Origin of the sequence: Paenibacillus sp. FSL R7-0302 (genome assembly GCF_038006885.1) — a bacterium.
GTDB lineage: Bacteria > Bacillota > Bacilli > Paenibacillales > Paenibacillaceae > Paenibacillus_AQ.
In genome coordinates this window covers 4,359,458-4,379,812 of the sequence record NZ_JBBOWB010000001.1, presented here as the reverse complement: position 1 = coordinate 4,379,812, position 20,355 = coordinate 4,359,458, and the positions used below count along the sequence as shown (strand labels likewise).

Annotated in this window: 14 protein-coding genes; 12 read left to right on the top strand and 2 right to left on the bottom strand. The window is 49.6% G+C overall.

Features of this window, described 5'->3' with window-relative positions; translation table 11 throughout:
* Nucleotides 1–32: 32 nt before the first annotated feature.
* Both MKY96_RS19025 and MKY96_RS19020 read left to right on the top strand, forming a co-directional pair.
* Entirely contained in the window at nucleotides 33–4,364 is a 4,332-nt protein-coding gene (locus tag MKY96_RS19025; protein ID WP_340942378.1) for an S-layer homology domain-containing protein, read from the top strand.
* Nucleotides 4,365–4,569: 205 nt separating this feature from the next.
* Nucleotides 4,570–5,499 carry an Rpn family recombination-promoting nuclease/putative transposase gene (locus MKY96_RS19020; protein ID WP_340944640.1) on the top strand — a complete coding sequence of 310 codons (930 nt, stop codon included), beginning with the start codon at nucleotides 4,570–4,572 and terminating at the stop codon, nucleotides 5,497–5,499.
* Between the two features lie 85 nt (nucleotides 5,500–5,584).
* Here MKY96_RS19020 and MKY96_RS19015 read toward each other — a convergent pair whose 3' ends face one another.
* Together MKY96_RS19015 and MKY96_RS19010 are read right to left on the bottom strand one after the other, a co-directional pair.
* Complete coding sequence (locus MKY96_RS19015) at nucleotides 5,585–6,346, bottom strand: SDR family oxidoreductase (protein ID WP_340942376.1); 762 nt, start codon at nucleotides 6,344–6,346, stop codon at nucleotides 5,585–5,587.
* Nucleotides 6,343–6,729, bottom strand: coding sequence for a MerR family transcriptional regulator (locus MKY96_RS19010; RefSeq protein ID WP_340942374.1), 387 nt, complete (start codon nucleotides 6,727–6,729; stop codon nucleotides 6,343–6,345). The genes MKY96_RS19015 and MKY96_RS19010 overlap by 4 nt, the downstream gene beginning before the upstream one ends.
* 388 nt (nucleotides 6,730–7,117) lie before the next feature.
* On the opposite strand from MKY96_RS19010, the gene essC reads away from it, so the two are divergent.
* Genes essC through MKY96_RS18960 form a run of 10 tightly spaced genes read left to right on the top strand, consistent with a single transcriptional unit; the run spans nucleotide 7,118 to nucleotide 20,345 of the window.
* Nucleotides 7,118–11,107, top strand: coding sequence for a type VII secretion protein EssC (gene essC / locus MKY96_RS19005; RefSeq protein ID WP_340942373.1), 3,990 nt, complete (start codon nucleotides 7,118–7,120; stop codon nucleotides 11,105–11,107).
* A gap of 19 nt (nucleotides 11,108–11,126) precedes the next feature.
* Nucleotides 11,127–11,837 carry a hypothetical protein gene (locus MKY96_RS19000; protein ID WP_340942371.1) on the top strand — a complete coding sequence of 237 codons (711 nt, stop codon included), beginning with the start codon at nucleotides 11,127–11,129 and terminating at the stop codon, nucleotides 11,835–11,837.
* Nucleotides 11,838–11,856: 19 nt separating this feature from the next.
* Entirely contained in the window at nucleotides 11,857–12,108 is a 252-nt protein-coding gene (locus tag MKY96_RS18995; protein ID WP_340942370.1) for a hypothetical protein, read from the top strand.
* 27 nt (nucleotides 12,109–12,135) lie between these two features.
* Nucleotides 12,136–13,593: a hypothetical protein gene (locus tag MKY96_RS18990; protein ID WP_340942369.1), complete on the top strand. Its 1,458-nt coding sequence runs from the start codon at nucleotides 12,136–12,138 to the stop codon at nucleotides 13,591–13,593.
* 45 nt (nucleotides 13,594–13,638) lie between these two features.
* Nucleotides 13,639–13,944, top strand: coding sequence for a hypothetical protein (locus MKY96_RS18985; RefSeq protein WP_340942368.1), 306 nt, complete (start codon nucleotides 13,639–13,641; stop codon nucleotides 13,942–13,944).
* A gap of 21 nt (nucleotides 13,945–13,965) precedes the next feature.
* On the top strand, nucleotides 13,966–15,012 hold the full coding sequence (locus MKY96_RS18980) for an SAF domain-containing protein (RefSeq protein WP_340942366.1): 1,047 nt from the start codon (nucleotides 13,966–13,968) through the stop codon (nucleotides 15,010–15,012).
* A 5-nt stretch (nucleotides 15,013–15,017) separates the two neighbouring features.
* A complete protein-coding gene (locus MKY96_RS18975; protein ID WP_340942364.1) occupies nucleotides 15,018–15,587 on the top strand; it encodes a hypothetical protein in 570 nt (189 codons plus the stop codon).
* Nucleotides 15,588–15,593: 6 nt separating this feature from the next.
* Nucleotides 15,594–16,427, top strand: coding sequence for a hypothetical protein (locus MKY96_RS18970; protein ID WP_340942362.1), 834 nt, complete (start codon nucleotides 15,594–15,596; stop codon nucleotides 16,425–16,427).
* Nucleotides 16,420–18,267 (top strand): ATPase, T2SS/T4P/T4SS family, encoded by a 1,848-nt coding sequence (locus tag MKY96_RS18965; RefSeq protein ID WP_340942361.1) that lies wholly within the window; start codon nucleotides 16,420–16,422, stop codon nucleotides 18,265–18,267. Before MKY96_RS18970 ends, MKY96_RS18965 begins: the two co-directional genes overlap by 8 nt.
* Entirely contained in the window at nucleotides 18,264–20,345 is a 2,082-nt protein-coding gene (locus MKY96_RS18960) for a hypothetical protein (protein ID WP_340942360.1), read from the top strand. The genes MKY96_RS18965 and MKY96_RS18960 overlap by 4 nt, the downstream gene beginning before the upstream one ends.
* Nucleotides 20,346–20,355 lie beyond the last annotated feature (10 nt).

Sequence of the window (20,355 nt, the reverse complement as noted above, 5' to 3'; positions counted from 1 at the left end):
ACTAGAACAGACAACAAGGAGCGTGAAAGTTCGTGAGTAATCATCCATTTGTAAAGAGAGTCTTGAGCGGAATTCTGGCAGTAACAGTTATGCTTCCGCTCATGCCACCCTCTCTATCCCAGTCACCCACCGTCTATGGGGAGGCAGGGGAACCTAGTGGTGTCGTGAAGGTAGAGGATTTTGAACAGGTGAGCTTAGCAGACCTGACCTTCGACAGTGCCCGCATTCATAGCGGCAGTATGGCGCTTGAGACGAATCCGAAATACGTACATAGCGGAGAGAAGTCCCTGCGGATTGATTATGACTTCATTGGCATCACCGATAACCCCTCTCAGGTTGCCGTGGGTCCGGCCACTCAGCTGCCGCTCTCAAACCGGACCCCTAAAAGAATCGGGATGTGGGTATACGCCAATCAGGAAGGTCATGGTCTGACCTCCAAGTTCTACGTGTCTTCCACCAGCAAATCCAAAACGTATGAAATCAGGAGTGAAGAGACCGGGATCGACTGGAGCGACTGGAAGTATGTTGAGGCGGATATAGGGTCAGATCTGACCATGCCGGGTACACTGGCCTTCTACTTCCAGATGAAAGAAAGACAAATGAGCAAAAAGAATAAAGGCTCGATCTGGATTGATGACGTCAGGCTGATCTATGATGAGCCGGTTAATGAAGATATGGATGTACCTGTGCTGACTCCAGCGGCACCGGCTTCTAATCAAACCTTGAGCTCTCCTGTCTCTGACATTATTCTGTCAGCGGAGGATGCCCAGTCGGGCATTGATCCGGATTCCATCCGGTTAACGGTGGATGGTCAGCCTGCGGCACCGTCAACTTATGCCTATGATCTGAATCATAAGCATATTACCTATCACCCGGAGCTTCCGCTGGCTGGAGGTTATCATCAAGTACTGGCAGAAGTGAAGGATAAGGCTGGCAATCCGGCAGCGGCAGAATATGCTTTTCAGATTGAGCATGGGGCCAGATTTACCATGGAAGCACCGGAGGAGGCTGTCAGTAATGAGACCTACCGGCTGAAGCTGAAGGCAACGGATGTAGGCGAAGCCAAGAGCTTCCATGCCAGAATCAAGTTCGATCCAGAGACATTGCAGGCCAATGTGATTACTGCACGCTCCGGCTTGAGCCAGGTAGAGACCCAACTTGATAATACAGGCGGCTATGTTGAAGTCAGTGCCGAGGGATTGCAAGGGGATCAGGCGGATGCGCTGGCAAGTATTGATTTTGAGGTGAACCGCTCTGCGAAAATGGAACGCGGCGAGACAGCTAAGCATATAGAGATGGTGGAGGGCGGATTCGGGTATGAAAGCGGGACGCCAGTTCCTTCCTTAGCCTCCCCGCTTAGGTATAAGATCGGGTTTCCTTACAAGCTCAGCATCAAGGGATCAGCCTTGCACACTCAAAGTATCATCACGGTTACCTCTCGCGCAGGAGCGCTGGTTGAAGGAGCAGGGATTGATTTTACCGATACCAGCGGTCCTCAGACTTATGTGCGTGTAACCGCCGACGGGTCCAAAGTATATGCCAAAGCCGATCCATCGTCCGCAGTGTTGCTTGCTGTTGAAAAAGACGCGCGGATGTTCGCCACAGCAGGCAGTGCCTCCGGATTCATCAAGGTGTATTTGCCGGATGGCAGCAAGGCGGGGTACATCTCATCCGCAGATGTGGAGCAGAGTGATCTTAGCACAGGAATAGGCTTGACGGATGCCAAGGGAGAGATTCATACGACCCTGACTAACCTTGCCATTGGCACTTGGAGCGTTCAGGCTGTCAAGGATGGCGGTACCAGTGAGAGTATCCGTATGAATGTTGTAGCTCCGTTTGGCGGGGCAGATCCGCAATATGTGCAGACCTTTGTGACCGAAGATATGAAGACGATGATGAGCGTAGGGTGGCAGAGCGCGCCAACTGTTCAAGAAGCTTACATCCAGTACATGAAAGATAGTGATTGGGCGGACAGTGACCTGACGAATGCGCCGGCAAAAGCAGCTATGCAGCGTGCACTCTCCGAGGTGGAGGTTATTCCTGAGGTGGCAGGCGGACCTATGGGCGAAATCAAGTTTCATAACGCATTAGTCACGGGTCTTGAGCCAGGTACGGGCTATCGTTACAGAGTTGGCTACGAAGGCCATTGGAGCGATTGGTCCAATTATAAGACGGTGGAGGCTGCGCCGGACAAGCCCGTTTCTTTTGTATTTGTAACCGATTCGCATACCAAAGGGGATAACGGGCTGGAGACCTATCAACAATTGATCAAGAATGCGCTCACTAATTATCCCGATACCCAGTTCGTTATGCATGGCGGTGATATGGTCGATGATGGGGCGGTTTTGAATGAATGGAACCAATTCTGGCAAGCCTCGTCGGTCTATTCCTCCTCGATTCCTTCAGCGTATGCCATGGGGAATCATGATGTAAAAGGGGGAGGGAAGTACATTTTCGCCAAAGGCCTGGGACTTCCTGTTAATGGGCCTGAGATTCAGAAGGAATACGCCTATTCGTTCGATTCAGGAGAGGTGCATTTCGTGGTGCTGAACTCTGAAGCAGACGAAGTCACGATGGGCAAGCAAGCGGAGTGGCTGCGGGAGGATCTTCAAGCCAGCAATAAAAAATGGAAGATTGTCATGTTCCACAAACCTGCCTATCATACCGAAGATGGACGCGGCAATCTGATTGAATACACTCAGACTTATTTTGCCCCTATTCTCGAAGAATTGAAGGTCGATCTGGTGCTGGAAGGCCATGACCATGTATATGCGCGCACCTATCCGATGAGCAAAGGCAAGCCACTGCCAAGCGGAGAGCAAGGAACAGTCTATCTGGACGGCGGGGCGTCGGGCTGGAAGTTCTACGATGGAAGCAAATACGAGTATATTGATTTCATGTTTGACGAGGATGTTCCCGTCTATTCTGCCATTCAGGTAAGCCATGATAAGATCATCATCCAAGCCCGCACTACGCAGAGCGCCGAATTAATTGACAACTATACGATTATGAAAAAGGATGAGCGGACAGTGACTTCCGTGGCCGTAGCCCCGGCCGAATTGAAGCTGAATGTCGGCGACACGCACACGACGGTGCTTACGGCTACCTATAGCGATAACTCCACTGCCGATGTCACGAATCAAGCGGTATGGACATCTTCTAATGAGCGGGCAGCTACGGTAGACGCCCAGGGTATCATTCATGCCGTTGAAGTGGGAGAAGCTACCATCCAGGCGAACTACGGTAACATGCCGCCGGTGAAGCTATCGGTAACGGTTCAGACAGAAGGTACGGTGCCTAAGCTGCTGAAGCTGACCGCCGAGCCTGGCACACACACCTTACAGGTGAACAAGCAAGCGGCTTCCGTGATTACAGCGGTATATGACAATGGAACAAATATAGTGGTTACGGATCAGGTTCGTTGGACAACTTCAGATCCTGCGGTCGCCTCTTTATCGGACAAGGGGATCATAACGGGTGTTGCAGCAGGGGACGGGGTAACGATTACAGCTTCCTTCGGCGGCTTAACCATTGCGATTTCCATCGTGGTTGAGGGCGGAACGGTACCGGTGGCAACGCCGACGCCGACACCAACGCCAACGCCACAATCGGGAGGAACACCGGCAGCAACGCCAACACCAAAGCCGGCGGTAACACCGACAGCAACACCGTCACCAACAGCAACGACGACACCGGCACCGGCACCGGCACCAACACCAGCTATAACTGCCGGTCCCGCAAAGCCAACGGTAACCAGGCCTGTCCTGAAAGACACCTTGGACTTAGATGTGCTTAAATCTATCGTTGCAAAAGGCCGGACGGCTGCAGTTGTCAAGTTCCAGGATGTACCTGCCGTTCTGTGGAGTGCATCGTTCATTGAACGTGCAGCCCGGATGGGGATCATAACGGGTTATGCGGATGGTTCATTCCATCCTGAAGCCAAAGTAACACGCGCCGAGTTTGCTGCCATGCTTGCAAAAGCTTTTGGCTTGACGGGCTCGCAAGGGGCCGGATTCTCCGATACACAGGGGCATTGGGCTTCGGAGGCACTTGCGGCGCTTAAAGAGCATGGTGTGATCCAGGGCTTCGCCGATGGTTCCTTCCACCCCAAGCAGGAAATCACCCGTGCGGAAGCTGTAGCTATGCTGGCGCGTCTTACGAACTATGTTCCCGGTGCATCGGCGCCATTCTCTGACCTCACAGCAAGCTGGGCTGCGGAGCCGATCAATGCCTTCGCTAATGCGGGGATTATCTCAGGGAAAGGCAACGGAGCCTTTAAACCGGAGGAATCTGCTTCCCGCGCTGAAGCCGTAGTGATGATTATCCGGCTCATGGATAAGCTTGTTGAACCGGGTGAGGAGTAGGATAAGTAGACAAAGCTAAAGCTTCTGAGCAGACAAGGGCAGCCCCATTTAATCGGGGCTGCTCTTTTTTTAGCAAGGTAAAGCGGAGGGTAAGGCAGTTGTCTACGATTAAAATGAGAACGCATGTGCTTTTTATTATATTATATTCCATTGAAATGGAATATAATCACAAGAAATAGGCAGGATATAACAGGAGGCGACTAAAATACCCTTACCACATGATAAGGCTTTTAAGAAGCTGCTGGAGACGTTTTTTCAGGAATTTATTGAGTTGTTTTTTCCTGAGCTAGATTCCATGCTGGACTATAGTGAAACCCGGTTCCTCATGCAGGAATTGCTGGTGGATATTGTTGGCGAGGAAGCGCGGGAGCTGGATCTGCTGTTGGAAATCCGCTATAAAGGACTGGACGGTTATATTTTGATTCACCTGGAACCGCAGTCTTATCGGGATTCACGGTTCCATGAAAGGATGTTTATTTACTTCAGCCGTCTGTTTGAACGCTACCGTAAAGAGCATAAGCTGATTATTCCGATTGCCATCTTCACTTCAGATGAGATCAGGGAAGAGCAGGACACTTTGGAGATGGTTATTCCTGAGCATCAGATCCTGCGCTTCCAGTTTCTCAAGGTAGAATTGCGTAAGCAGAACTGGCGAAGATTTATTGATTCAGACAATGCAGTGGCTGCTGCGTTACTGGCCAAGATGGGGTATACTACAAGAGAAGCGAGAGATGTGCGCCGGGAGTTCCTGCGCATGTTCATGAAGCTGAAGACACGGCTCGATCAAGGACGGCTGGCGCTTGTGATGTCTGTGGCAGATTTATATTTCAAGCCGGACCGCGCCCAGGATGAAGAGATTATAAAGGAATTGATGATACAATATCCGGAGGAGGGTGAAGCGATTATGGAACTCATGCCAGCCTGGAAGCGTTGGGGATATGAAGAAGGTATAGCTGAAGGAATAGAGCAGGGAATTGAGAAAGGTATAGAACAAGGGATAGAACGAGGAATTGAACAAGGAGTAGAAAAAGGCCAGGCGGAGATTATCCGTAAATTACTGCTTCATGGATTTACCCCGGAAGAGGTGTCCAAAGCCGTGGAGTTACCGGTGGAAAAGATTAAGAAGCTGATGTAAGCAGGCTTTCTTCAAATAACGCATACGCCCAAAGTAGACCGTCTACCCTAAGACGGTCTCTTTGGTGCGTTCTGATCCTAATCTTTTATTCAATGTAGCTCTTCGTCGCCTCATACATCTGGGCTGCATATTCGTCAATCCGGTCCCGTGACATGCGCAGCCGTTCCACCGAACTGCCGTATCCGATCTCCTGGAGTCCCTCAGCGAATCCCTGAAAAATTCCATCCGTGAACGCAGCTAACGGCTCGCCATGGACATGCAGTCCTGACCCGCCGAGATCTGTATTTACGGCTGGCGGGGCCACCTCAATGACCTCAACGTTGGTCCCGGAGAGCTGGAGTCGCAGACTGATTGTGAACGAATGAAGGGCAGCCTTCGTTGCTGAATAGATGGGTGCGATGGCGAACGGAGTAAAGGCCAGACCTGAAGTCACATTCATGATCGTTGCAGCTTCCTGTGCTGCGAAGAATGGGGCAAACAGCATAGCCAGATGAAGAGGGGCTTCAAGGTTAGTGGTGATTTCATGATTGAAATCAGCCCAATGATTCCTCACATCCGCTGTCTGTATATTGAAGCGCTGCTGAATCCCGGCATTGTTCACCAGGACATTGACTCCGGGATAGTTTGCAGTTACCCAGTCGAACAAAGCGAGACGTTCAGACTCTGCTTTTAAATCACATACATGGGTAATTAGATTCGGGAATCTGTCCTGTGCAGCCTGCAATACCTGCTCACGCCGTCCGGTAATGATGACTGTGTTCCCCATACGGATGAACCGTTCCGCCATAGCCAGTCCGATGCCGGAGCCTCCGCCTGTAATCAGAAGAGTGTTTCCTGAGAGCTTCATGATAAAACCTCTTTCCCGTTAGTCTCTAAATAATTCGTATAACGTTCTATTTTCTTCTCAATACCCTGCAAGGCTTCGGTCATGAGCGCGATTTGTGCCAATACAGCCTGCTTATGTTCTTGAAACATGGCTAGCCGCAATGCAATCGTGCTGTCCCCCTCCGCCATCCAGTCTACATATTGCCTGATCTGGCTTATGGGCATCTGTGTATTTTTCAGATAGAGAATGATCTTAAGGAAAACCAGGTAATTCTCCGTGAAAATCCGCCTGCCCGCTTCATCCCGCTCCATCCGGGGCAATAGCCCCTTCTTCTCATAATAACGTATGGTAGATTCCGGAATCCCTAACCGCGTTGCAGCTTCGCCAATGGAATAATAGTTCATCTGGAGGCCTCCAAGTGATTGTTTAGATGTCGACAGTTATAGGATACGACTTAAACCAAGGTTTAAGTCAAGATACCTTTTAGATTGAAGTATAGATGAAACGTAAATCCGACAAAATCCTTATATCTAAATTCTTTTCGACAAAAAAACATGACTAAGGAACTATAACTTTCTCCTCTGTTAACTTTAATAGAGTAAAGATAAAAAACGTCTATAAGGGATCAATGAACTATTTTAGCAGAAAATGTTATGTAAAATATAAACTATTCACTTGATGATCCGATAAAAAATAAAGCATGTCCCAATTTAATGAAAATATACAATAATTGTTTAAAAATTAAATTATCTTCTTCGTAATCCAAAATTCCTATCCAGTGGTGATGAAAAAATGAACATTCAAGAAATGACAACCAATCAGGTCCAAAGAACCCCCCGGATTAAACCAAACTACCCGGCAGGAGTGCTGGAGCTGGAAGATCCCGCCAGGCCTTCGGAGAAACCGTCCTTCTCTTGGTTAACGATTATCGTTCCGCCGCTGGGAATGCTGATCATATCTATTTTTATGTCAACCCTGACCCGGTCCTATATTATGCTTGTCTCCACGATGGGGATGACGGCGCTCACGGTTATGGTCTCGATCATGAATTATAGAGCCAGTGTGAACAAGCACCAGGAGCACAACAAGAAATTAGAAAAGAAATATCTCAGCTACTTATTCCAGGTCCGCAATGATCTGCAGGGTGCTGCCAGTATGCAGCGAGAGGCCCATACATATATTCATCCAAGTATTCAAAGCTGTACAGAAATCGCCCGCAGCCGGAGTAAACAGCTCTGGGAGAGAACAGCTATTGAGGACGATTTTTTACACATACGGATTGGTGTCGGGGTTCAGCCGATCTCTCTCGTACCTACATACACCCCGACTACCAAGGCTATAGATGATGAGAATCCGCTCGAAGAGATTGCCAGTAAGATCTGCGAGGAGATGTATTACGTAAAAGATATCCCGGTCTATATCCCGCTAAGCAGTATCAGCACGCTCGGGTTATACGGTAAACGGCCGGAGGTTCGCAATTTCCTGAATGCTGCAATCGTTCATCTCACCACACACCAGGGATACGATGATTTAAGAATAGTGTGTGTCATGCAGCCCGAAGATCTGGAGCACTGGGAGTGGCTGAAATGGCTGCCGCATACCTGGAATAAGGACTGGAGCCAAAGAACTCTGGCCACGACAGCCTACGAGGCTTCTGCGATTGCCGATGAACTGCTTGCGGACCTCAGGAAGAGGGAAGACAGTAACAAAGGAAGCTACGGCCTGCAGAATTTGCAGACACCGCATTATGTTTTTTTGGTTTTTGCTCCTGAACTGTGGGACAGTACGGAAATGATGAAATACTTGCTGTCAGGTGATTCGATGCTTGGAATGACAAGTATTTTTATATCGGAGAAAATCGACGTTGCTTTGCCGCTGAATTGCCAGGTCATTCTGGAGATTAAGGACGGGCAGGGACTGGTCCGTAAGGATACTCATAATCTGCTGGGCCATTTGGCTGATTTTTTCACAACAGATTCCATGGATAACACTCAAGCAGAGTATTTCGCCCGGTCTTTGGCACCGCTCCGCATTAAGGCCGCACAGAATAACAGCTACATTCCGCCTATGGTTACTTTTCTGGAGAGCTTTGAGGCCCGGCAGGTCGGGGAACTGAAGGTACTGGAACGCTGGTCCAAAAACCAGGCCAACCGTACGCTGTCCACTCCCCTTGGGCTGGGTGCAGGCGGAAAGTCCCTTGTCTTCGACATGCATGAGAAAAGCTATGGTCCCCATGGACTGGTAGCCGGTACAACCGGATCAGGGAAAAGTGAGCTGCTTCAATCTCTGCTGCTCGGTCTGGCGGTGAATTATCATCCGCATGAAATTGCGTTTGTGCTGATTGACTATAAGGGTGGCGGGATGGCCAATGCCTTCACGGGACTTCCGCATCTGGTGGGAACGATCACCAACCTGGGCGGCAATCAGATTAACCGGGCGCTGGCCTCCATCAAAAGCGAGCTGATGCGCAGGCAGAGACTCTTCAGTGAAGCCGGTGTGACCAGTATTGACAGCTATATTGTTCTTTACCGCAATAAGGAAGCTCGGCTTCCCCTGCCGCATTTAATCATCGTGGTTGATGAGTTCGCAGAGCTGAAATCGGATCAGCCGGAGTTCATGAAGGAGCTGGTCAGTGCGGCGCGGGTCGGAAGAAGCTTGGGTATTCACTTAATATTGGCAACTCAGAAGCCATCCGGAGTGGTGGACGATCAAATCTGGAGTAACTCCAGATTCAAGCTGTGCCTGAAGGTGCAGACTCCCTCTGACAGTAATGAGATGCTGAAACGTCCGGAGGCTGCCGAGATCAAAGAAAAGGGCCGCGGCTATCTGCAGGTGGGCAATAATGAGCTATTCACCTTGTTCCAGTCTTCCTGGAGCGGGGCGCCTTACCATACAGGTGAAGCTGAAGGTGAGGGGCTGCCCAAGCTGGACATCGTTTCATTAAGCGGAGAGCGCAGAGCGCTGCTTCCGAAGCAGCAACAGGGTGACAATGACTTGGCGTTAAGTGAACTGCAGGCTGTAGTTCAACACATTGCCGAACTTTCAGCAAAGGAATCCATTGGAGAGGCCTTCCAGCTGTGGCTTCCTCCGCTTCCGGAGACTTTGGCGCTGTCGGAAGTGCTTGATCAGGAACGGATATGGAATGGGGTACAGTGGCAGGAGCCAAGGGACCAGCTGGTGGCAAGCGTTGGGCGGGTAGACAACCCCTCAGATCAGGAGCAGTACAATCTGGAGATTAATTTTAATCTTAATGGACATTTGCTGGTCTATGGAGCGCCAAGCAGCGGGAAGACGACTTTGCTAAAGACCATGATCATGTCGCTTGCCATGAAATATGATCCTGGGTATGTAAATTTTTATATTCTGGATTTCGGCACAAGAACCTTGGGCGTCTATCATGAGCTTCCGCATTTAGGGGATGTCATTTATCCGGAGGATGAACAAAAGCTCGGGAAGCTGATTAGCTGGCTGCTCGCCCAACTCAATGAGCGTAAACGTAAATTTTCTCAGCTTGGCATCAGCAATCTGGTCTCCTACTGTAACGCAACTGGAGAAAAGGTCCCTTATATCGTTATTATGCTGGATAATTTCACAGGCTTCGCAGAGGCGTACGATGACTATGTTATGGATCTGGCTAAGCTTGTGCGAGAAGGGGGCGGCTACGGAATTTACTTTGTGTTTACGGCCAATACGGTCAGCTCCTATCCTTACCGGATTAGCCAGAATATTAAGCAGTCGCTTGTATTTCAAATGTCTGACAGGCTGGATTACTCCAGCGTTCTGGGAAGGACAGACGGAATGGAGCCAACGAATACCGTAGGCCGTGGCTTGCTAAAAGAAAAAGGGATTCTGGAATTCCATATTGCGCAGCCTGCCGAAGGCGGCTCGGATGATCAAATAGCGGCCTCCATCCGCCGGATCAGCTCAGAGATGAGGGCGGTAGCAGGAGACACTAGTCCTGCCGAGATTTCTGTAATACCGGATAAGCTTTCCCTTGCAGAGCTTCTGGAGCGTGCAGTGAAGAACCGGCCGGAAGGAACCGGGGGAACGCTGGTGCCGCTTGGACTGGAACAGGCTACGACACTGCCGGTAGAGCTCAATCTGAAGGAAATCAGCAGCTTTGTAGTCTCTTATACCGGGCAGCAGGATGCAGAGTTAACCTTACCTTCGATCCTGAAGGCGTTTGAAGCCTCTGCCGATTCCATAACCAAGGAGCTGTATGTATTCGACAGCAACATTTCGAAATGGACTGGCCTGAAATCCATGACCTCGCTTACGGTTATGGATACAGCAGAGGAGTTTCTGCAGCTCACCCATTCCTTCATAGAGCAATTGCAGCTTAGAAAAAACGATGCCCGACAAGCTTTGGCTGACAGCTCCACACCTGGAGAATTCGATGAAACGGATTATATTTTGTCCAAGTATCCGCTCCTTGTCATGGTAATGCCGCATTTCAAGTCGGCCTTCGACCGGATGGAGAATGATTCACTGGATCATCTGGAGCGGATTGCCCGCTTTGGCGGCGGACTTGGCGTGCTGCTCATGGTTGGCAGTGATGTGCATGAGCTTAACCAGCTGCAGCTGATCACGAATCTGGCCGGAGAGATGATTAATAGCGGCAACGCGCTGCTGACCGGCGGAAGGTTGAACGATCATATGGCTTACGCTCACTTACTGGAGAGCATGGAGTATAACGAGCTTAATCAAATGATGGAGCCGGCTGAGGCTATGCTGCTGATTGCAGGCTCCAGAACGCAAATTAGAATGGTCACAGATTTATAGATGGCAGGTGAATGAAGCGATGGAACCGGCACGTGAGATTTTTGAATTACAGGCTCTCGAAATTATATATTTAGCTGCATTAACCGGGGAGACGGGTTTTCCGGGGTTAGCCGTAGATTTGGAAGCAGAAACGGAGAGCAGGCAGCGTGCCTTGATGAATGCCCAGATGAGAACGCTTGAAGCGAAGGGATATCTGGAGATCGACTTCATGGGGGTTGCCAAAGTAAATGAAGTGCTTCATCAATGTATTGCTGCAGGTGCCAATAGTACTTCTTACCTCTGCCAGCTTGTACAGAACGGGGATATCCCTTCTACAATCTATTATTTTCATCAGGGGAACAAGCGGTTTCAGCTGGAGCATCTGTCTGAGACCAATACATATATCCTGCAGGAACTCTATGCACAGCATGAAATGATGTTCCAGGTTATAGAGCGGATTCCACTGCTCCAGAGCCTGGAGGACGAAGGGGATGTTGAACAAGCATTCTTCGATGAACCGGACCTTAAGCGTTGGACAGAGGGACTTCTTCACGCTGGAGCATCGCTATACGCACTGGCGGAAATTGGGTGCATCGACAAGGAAGCTCAGGTCATTCGTGAACTGAACCTAGTGATTCATAAGGAGCTGATGTGGGTGCTGAAGCGTGAACCGGAAGAGGAAATTACTAGAGACAGAGTAACATTGTCAGCGGCTATTGAGGAGTTATGCCTATGGCTGCAAGCCGTGTAATGATCAGGGGGATCAGGAGATGTCAACAGCGGTTACCACAGTAATATTTAATGGAGCGCACAAGAAAACAATGGATTTGGATATCACCCTATCAATGACCGCAGGGCAATGTCTTGAATGGCTGAAGCAGGCGGGCTGGCTCCCCGGTGACTGGGAATTCAAATGTGAGGTTAGCAGCACGGGAGAGCATTGGACAGAGCTTGGCCAACAAGTGGTTTTGGCGGATGTGATTCAGGGGGACGGGGCGCTTATCCGGATTTGGCCCTATTGAACGGGAGGATTATAGAGGAGGTTACATATGAAAAGCGTACATCTGGTCTGCTCGCCTGATCTCATCATGCTTTTGTCACGGTCACTGGAGCATGAAGGGTATGTGATCTCAGGCAAACATTCTACACTTCACAGCTTTATACGGGGCTTCAGCAGTAAAGAGGTAGATTCTTCTTCCATAGTCATTATAGAAGGCGGAGCAGGTCTTAGCACACCTGTGAAGTCAGCCGAAATTGCCTCGCTCATGACACTGATCCGGAAGTATCTCAAAACTACCCGGCTGATTGTTCAATTAGATCCGGCGCTGAAAACGGATATTGAGTTCATTCGGACGATGGTCAATATGAATATTCACGATCTGCAGTTCACCACTGAATTCCGGGGCGAGGAGCTATTGAATTGGATCAGGGAGAAAAAAACGACAAGAGATTATTATAGCATCCTTGGCAAAAAGAAGCGCCTGTTCTCATTCAAGGGCTCAACCGCAGCCCCTGCTCCTGTTCAGCCTGTGGAAGAATCTGAACAAGCTGCTGCAAGAACCGTAGATTCGCTTGCCCGTCCACAGCCGGCTGCAAGTCCAAGAACAGCAGCGGCACCGGCTGGTGTCAGGCAGGCTCCTTCCTCAGGCGCTGGCGGAGGAGGGATAACTCCCCGGCCGAGACCATCAGCCCGGACTGAAGCACCGGCAACTGATGCTGGAACGTTAGAGAGTCTGGAACGGTCTATACCAGTAGAAAGCCAGCAACAACCTTCCTTAGCAGGGAATGAGAGAATACTAGGCAGCCATGTGCCGCTGGTGATTGGCATCTGCGGTGCCGGGGGAGAAGAAGATGTTGGTGCTGCGGCCTTTTTGCTGGCTGCTGGTCTGGCAGATCTCGGCTGGAAGCCGCTGGTATGCGGAGATAACCGGCCGGAGATCAGTTCGCTGGAGCAGATTGTATTTGAGGGCGAGCAAGAGGATTCCACATCGACCATGTTTGAATATGAGGGGGTTACCTTCTATCGCAGGGGTTATACGTGGGATATCTCAGAGCTCTTGGCCAGTGAGTTCACCCATATTATTCTATGGCTGGATATACATCAGGAGCGTAAGGGAACTAGCGGAATGGAGCTATGGTGGAATTCGCAGATTCCTATCCTGATTGGTAATGGAGCCATGTGGAAATACGAACTGCTGAAAGAAAAACTGAACACGCTGAATCCATATGAACGTAAGCGTTGCAGACTGCTGCTGGAGAATGGGCATCAGGAGGTGCTGCACATGCTGAAGAAGGACTTCCCGGAGATGCAGGCGATGCTGATGCCTGCACATCAAGATCCGCTATACCCGGATAAGGCGGCTGTGGAATGGGTCATGAAGCTGCTGAGTGTCCAGAAAAAACTCATCCGCAAGCAAACCATGCTCTGGGCCATTGCAGGCACTGTTCTGCTTGTGACTTTACTATTAATAGGCATTGGATTTTCGTTTGTTCCGCAGAGCCGCTAGATTTGCAACAGCAGGATACCTTACCAACTTATAAGGAGGCTGAATATGGATTCAGGTACGGTTAGAGGGCTCGCATTCAATTGTCACCGGCTGTTGTCTCCTGCCCAGGAATGCAAGGATAAAATGACCGCTGCCATAACCGGACTTCCGGGTTATTGGGTGGATCTGGGCGGGGAAGAGTTCAAGAATCATTGCACAGATTGGATCAGAAAGATGGAGACCTTCAAGCAGGCGATTAGCAGTCTGGAGACGGATATGCTGAGATATGCGGATACCCTTCAGGCAGAAGAAAAGGCCGCTGCTGACAGGGCTAAAGAAGCCGCAACAAAGATGACGGGGAAAATGAAATAGCCTTAGAAAAGAGGTCATGAAGTGGCAGTACGCAAACGCAAAAAGATTCTACGATACACGATGATTTCAGGTTCTCTTGTTGCCGTTATTACATCGGGCGTATGGTTTGCAACCTATCGCCACTATAATGCCAAGCTGATTGATGAACGGGCCGCTTATGAGCAGCAGCTGCTGGATAAGGATCAGGTCTTGCAGCGTTACATGGATCAGTCCCAGACCGCTTACGTGCTGATGGCCCCTAAGCTGGCGGGTGAAGTTATTGCTGAGGAGGATGTCATCCAGGAGAAGCTTCCGAAGTTCTCCTCGCCCGATAATCTGATCAGTGAGTCCAAAGCGATTGTCGGGAAATATCTCAAGATTGATGTTATGCCGGGCACGGCCGTAACGACGGAGATGGTTCGTGATGAGGCGAGACTCGACCCGTCAGAGCGTAAAGAAGAGACGGAATATATTAAGCTTCCGCTCCGTCTGACGAAGAAGGATGTCGTTGATATCCGGATTGTATTTCCTAACGGTGAAGATTACATAGTAGTGGGCAAGAAGTCGCTGAAGGACGTTGACTTGGCGAATCAGTACACCTTCTTCAATGACAATGAAGAAGAGGCACAATTGCTTAATTCTGCTCTGGTAGATGCTTATATTAACAATGCAGAGCTGTATATGAAGCAGTATGTAGAGCCGGAGCTCCAGCCTGAACCCGTGATTAACTATGTGCCCAATCTGCATGTACTGGGCGTGATCAAGAGTAATCCGTCCATTATTGAACAGGCCAAGTGGGGACTTGCCGAGAAGCTTCGTACAGAGCTGGATAAACGCCTTAAGGCTATTGACGATGGCAACCGAATCCGTATAGGTGCACAGGAACCAAGCGGAAGCGGAGTCAGCAAGCGGAAGTCTGAGCAGGGAGCGGCACAGGAGCAGGCTGCCCCGGTAGATAATTCGCAATCGGTGAACGGAATTATAGATCAGACCCATCAGGCGCCAATCGACTCAAGTACAGATCAGAATTCAGCGGGCTTAACGGAGGATGCACCGGCAACTGAGAATCAACTGCTCGAAGGAGAGTGACAGCTTTGAATATCGTTGTGGCAGGAGATTGTGAGAAGCATGATTTCATACTTGCAGCAGCCATACTGCTGAAGAACTATTTTAACAATGAGGTCATGGTCATCACGGATAACAACAGGCATTATCAGTATTTAGATGGAGAGGTGTCCGGTATAACGATCACAGATTCCTTTGTTACTGAGAAGCCGGATATAGTGCTGTACGACTGGCATCAGGGTTACCCGGAAGGACTGGTGGATGAGGTTACTGTCTTTGCCACCACCTATGAACGTCACGCTATGGAGAACGTAGATGCGCTGCTTGATCAGAAGCATATACCTGCTGTACTTCTGGTTATTGAAGAAGAGTGCGGGCTTGGCCTGAAGTATATAGATCATTACTATCCGGTGATTCATTCAAAGATTAGCTACATTAGCAGTCCGGGCCGAAAAATTGACTGGATTCATGATGGAAGAGTGAACCTGAAGGTTGACAAGGATTTCGCTGAAGCTGTGAATGACTTCTTGATTGAAGTTTGTAATATTCCAAAGCATGAGATTAAGAAGCTGTGGCAATATGCACGGAAACGGGGGTAGTTCATTGTGCTTATAGCTTTTTGGGGGCCTGCCCAAGGGCAGGGGAGAACGACCTCGAATATGGCCGCTGTTGCGGCAACCATCGCGCTGGATCATCATATCCGGGTGCTGATGACCCATACAGATTCCGGGCAAGGCATGCTTGAGTATGTCTTCGCACAGACAAGATCACTGGGTCAGCCTGTAAGCGGCTCGGGCGGGCTGGATGCGATTGAACGGTTAGTGCAGTGCGGGATGCTTACTCCTGAAGGGATACGCGATCATGCAGAATCTATTCTTAAAAACCGCCTGGAGCTGCTTAGAGGGTCGGTGAGTACGGAGAAGCATGATCCGGTGCTGTTGCTTCCGCATATTTTTAAAGACTATAGACGCTTTTATGATTTGCTGTTTGTAGAGATTGCTACCGGTGAAGACCCGGAGGTGGTTCAGATGGTGATGAAGCAGGCAGATTTAATTGTAGTGAATCTGAATCAGAGCCAGTCCAGTCTCAATGCCTATTTCGCGCAGAAGGGCAGAGCTCCAGTGCCGGACAACAAACCAGTCTTGTATTGTCTAGGTTCTTATGAGCGTAAAGCCAGATTTAATAAAGAAAAAATGTTGAAGCTATACGGATTACATAAGAATGAGGTCGGCTTCATTCCACATCATATCAATTATATGGATGCTCTGAACGAACAACGCATCATTCAGTTCCTGCTCAAGACGCGGGAAGCCAGGAAGCGGTTCCTGGACTTCAACGAGGATGTCTACTTCAATGATGCGGCACGTCAAATGGGGAAGCTGATCCTGCAGACCCTCGAGATATTCCCTGTAATGGAATTGGACGCTGCTAATGATTAATATCATCCTGATCATTGTTGTGTTGGCAGCTATTGGAGTATTCCTGTACTTGTGGGTAGGCAAAAGCAAGAAATCAGCGCCGCCTGCCGTTCAATTGAAATATGATATGAACGAAATTGTGCAGTTTCTGAGGAGAGCCTTCGAGGAGATTATTGCTTCTTCCCTCTACGAAGGAAGCCCGAGTGAGGAAGAATACAACCGCCGTAAGGCACGGCGCAGAGAATTACAGAAGGCGCTGCGCTCTTGTATGCACGGGGATTTATCGGCGAAGAGATATGTGAAGCTCTATATGAAGGATCTGCTTTTGCAGACCTATGGGCTGGATGAAGGGAACGCGGATAAAATAATCCCCTTCGGTCATGCCAACCGGCTCACTTCTCAGGACTGCTTCGACATTCTGCTCTATACCTTCAAGAAAGACTATGGGCAGGATGCCTTCAATGAAATGGTTGGCAAATACAATCTGGATACGCTGCATAGATTACCTGACGGTTCTAGGGGCTACAAGGTCACCGAAGAGCAAATTCGCAGCATTTACAGCGCAGAGCAGCCGGGATTATCCTTTCAGGATAAGGTTGAGGTCATTGTGCAGAGAGCGTACCAAATCTATAAAGGTCTGGGTGTGATCGATGAGCTTCGGGACCAGAATATTGACGGTGTCAACGGGGGGACAAGCGGGATGCCGCCGGATGTTGTCCAGACCACAGACTTTCTGGAGTATACGAAGCAGCAGCATTTCCTTCCTCAATCCTATGATGCTGTCTGGACCTTTTACCGCGGAAAGTCACTCCATCTGGAATTCTTAAGCTTCGGATCGGAGAAGGAGCTTAAACGGGTCTGTCAGAATATTTACGGCTTCGGGAATCCGGGACAGCTGAATGAATCCAAGGGATACATTATTAACGACATGGCGGATGGAAGCAGAGTTGTGGTGGTCCGCCCCAAAATGGCGGAGAGCTGGGCTTTTTTTGTCCGCAAATTCAATGACTCTCTGGTAGAGCTGGAGCAGCAGATCAAAGATGAAGGGGCACCGCTGGCTATAGAAATGCTGGAGTTCCTGATTCTGGGTCACCAGGTTACTGCAATTACCGGCCGGCAGGGCTCCGGGAAAACCACCTTGCTGAAGGCGCTGATCAAATACATTGATGCGAAGAACATCCGGATTCAGGAGACGTCATTTGAGATCTGGGCGAGAAAAATGTATCCGGGCAAAAATATTCTATCCTTCCGGGAGACTCCTTCTGTCAGCGGACAGGATGGGCTGGATGTGCAGAAGAAAACAGATGGTGCGGTGAATATCGTCGGTGAAGCGGCCACGCACAGCGTTGTCAGTTATGTCATTCAGGCAGCCCAGGTGGCTTCTGAATATACTCTTTTTACGCATCACGGCAAAACATTGCCGAATCTGATCAGCGCTTTGCGCAACAGTCTTGTCGCTTCGGGAGCCTTCAGCAATGAGAAGATTGCCGAGGTACAGGTTGTTGAGGCGCTCGGCTTCAATGTTCATCTGGTATTGCGTGCCGGCAAACGGTATATCGAGCGCATTACCGAGATCATTCCGGCAGACTCACAGTACGAGTATCCTCAGGAATATAAGAACCAGGAGACTCCCATGGAGAAGCTGGATGCATTCATGGATACCATGTCCGAATATTTCGGACGGATGACAGACCGGCGTGCTTACAGTTATACAGATATTATCGTCTGGGAAGCCGGGGAGTACGTAGCGAAGCAACCGATCAGCAGCCGGAAAAGGGAAGAGATGCTGAAGAATATGGATAAAGATGAGGGTGAGCGTTTTGAAGCCTTTATCGAACAATATTGGGGGCAATCCGCATGAATCTGCAAACGGTAATGCTGATTGTCCTGATCTCCCTGGGCCTTCTGCTGGCTATTCTGCTCATTCTGCTCAGTATAGTGCAGCGCAAATTAAAAGGAATACAGTATCAGGAGCAAAGACGCCTGAAGGCACTGCTGCCAACACGAACCAAGGAGAAAAAATGGCTCGAGCAAGCACATAAAGCCTATCCGGTATTGGATGAGCTGCCGGTGGTGAAGAAGCTTCTGCACCGTATCCGTTCACGCCTGACGATCATCCATGCCGGGAATGAGATCATGGTCAGAAGCCGTTCGGCTGCATTGACGGTCATGATCCTTGCCTGCATCCTGCTGATCTCGCTGCTGTCCTTCTTCTGGACTACCTCTTGGGTAAGCCGGGTGACCATTATGCTGGTCTCCATCTACATGGGAGGGATACTGAGTGATCTCTTCATTGGACGGTTAGTGAAGCAGATGCTGTATGACCAGTCCTCTATGATTCTGGACATCCGGCATGAATATCATCAAACGCATATGGTACAAGTCAGCCTGGAGAATTCGGCGGAGCGTTCTAAGCCGATGGTTGCTGTTCACGCCCGGCAGATTGCCGGAATTCTCGCGGCAGTAGACCCGGAGGATGAGCTGCAGAAATATTATGAAGTGGCGCCGAACCGGTACATGAAGCAATTGGCCGGAGTCAGCTACAAGATAGGCGAATACGGCGATGCGGATATTCATAAAGGAGAACGTTCCATTTACTTATCCATGCTCGGTAACATCCGAGAAGAGATACATATGGATATTAACCGCCGGGAGCGGATTGACCGGCTGCTGTACGGCATCGTATTTGTGGCGATTTCACCAGTCTTCATGCTGGACCCGATCCGTAACTGGGCGGAGAATATGTTTCCGGTTGTATCTAATTACTATAATTCTGCGTGGGGACTGTACTCATTAATTCTGCTGTATATCACTTTTATTGTATCTTTTATCGCGCTGCGGATTCTCAAAGGTGTGGATGAAGATACCCAGGCGATCAAGGATGAAGGGAAATGGCTGAACCGGCTGCTGAAGCGGAAATGGGTCTTCCGGGCAGCAGACCGCATTACTCCGGCAGAGCATGAGCCCGTTCATTTCAAGGTTGCCCGGCGATTGAAGGATGCCAACTCGGGGTTGTCCCAGCATGCGTATTATCTGCAGAAAAGCTTAACGGCAGCAGCGGTTTTCCTGCTGGTTCTGGTGCTTCAATTCTCTATTCATGGAAACATCAGGCATAACCTTCTGCATCCTAATGTGCAGATTACGACAGGCGGCAATCAGACCGAATCGCAAAGGATGCTCAGCGAGGAACGGTATGCTTTTGAACAATCATTAATGGGCGAACTGATAGCAAAGGATATTACACCGGATGAGATGCTGATCTATATTCAGAAGAAAGCGGAGAACAAGCATTTTTTGCAGTTCAATACGGATCAGAATGCGTATGCGCAGCAATTGATTCACCGGGTAGACCAATATCATCAGGAGTATTTCAAATGGTACGAGCTTCTGCTGGCCTTTACACTAGCTTTTGCCGGCTTCTATGTGCCCGATCTGTTCCTGCTCATCCGCACACAGCTCCGGAAATGGGAAATGCAGAATGAGGTGGACGGCTTCAATACCCTCTCCATGATGTTATCCCAATTTCCCAATATCAGCGTGTACGAAATGATAGAGTGGCTGCACCGGTACAGCTATATATTTGAGCGGCAGCTGCTGCGGTGCATGCTGGATTATGAGGCCGGTGGCTGGGATGCCATAGACCGGTTGAAGGAGGATGCACGGTTCGTACCTCTCGAACGTCTGGCCGACCGCTTGCAGGTTGCTGCAGATTTGATTCCGGTGAAGAAGGCGTTCGATGACATGGATGCAGAGCGGGCATTCGCCATGGATCAGCGCAAGGAGCACTATGAGAAGGTAATCAGCAGGAAAAACACACTGGGTAAAATGTTCGGGTTCTTGCCGATGCAGGCAACGTTCACCTTATATTTACTGCTTCCCTTCGTCTATATGGCCTTCCAGCAGCTGGGTGACCTGACTGTTGTAACTGGCAAAATGTGAAGGAGATACA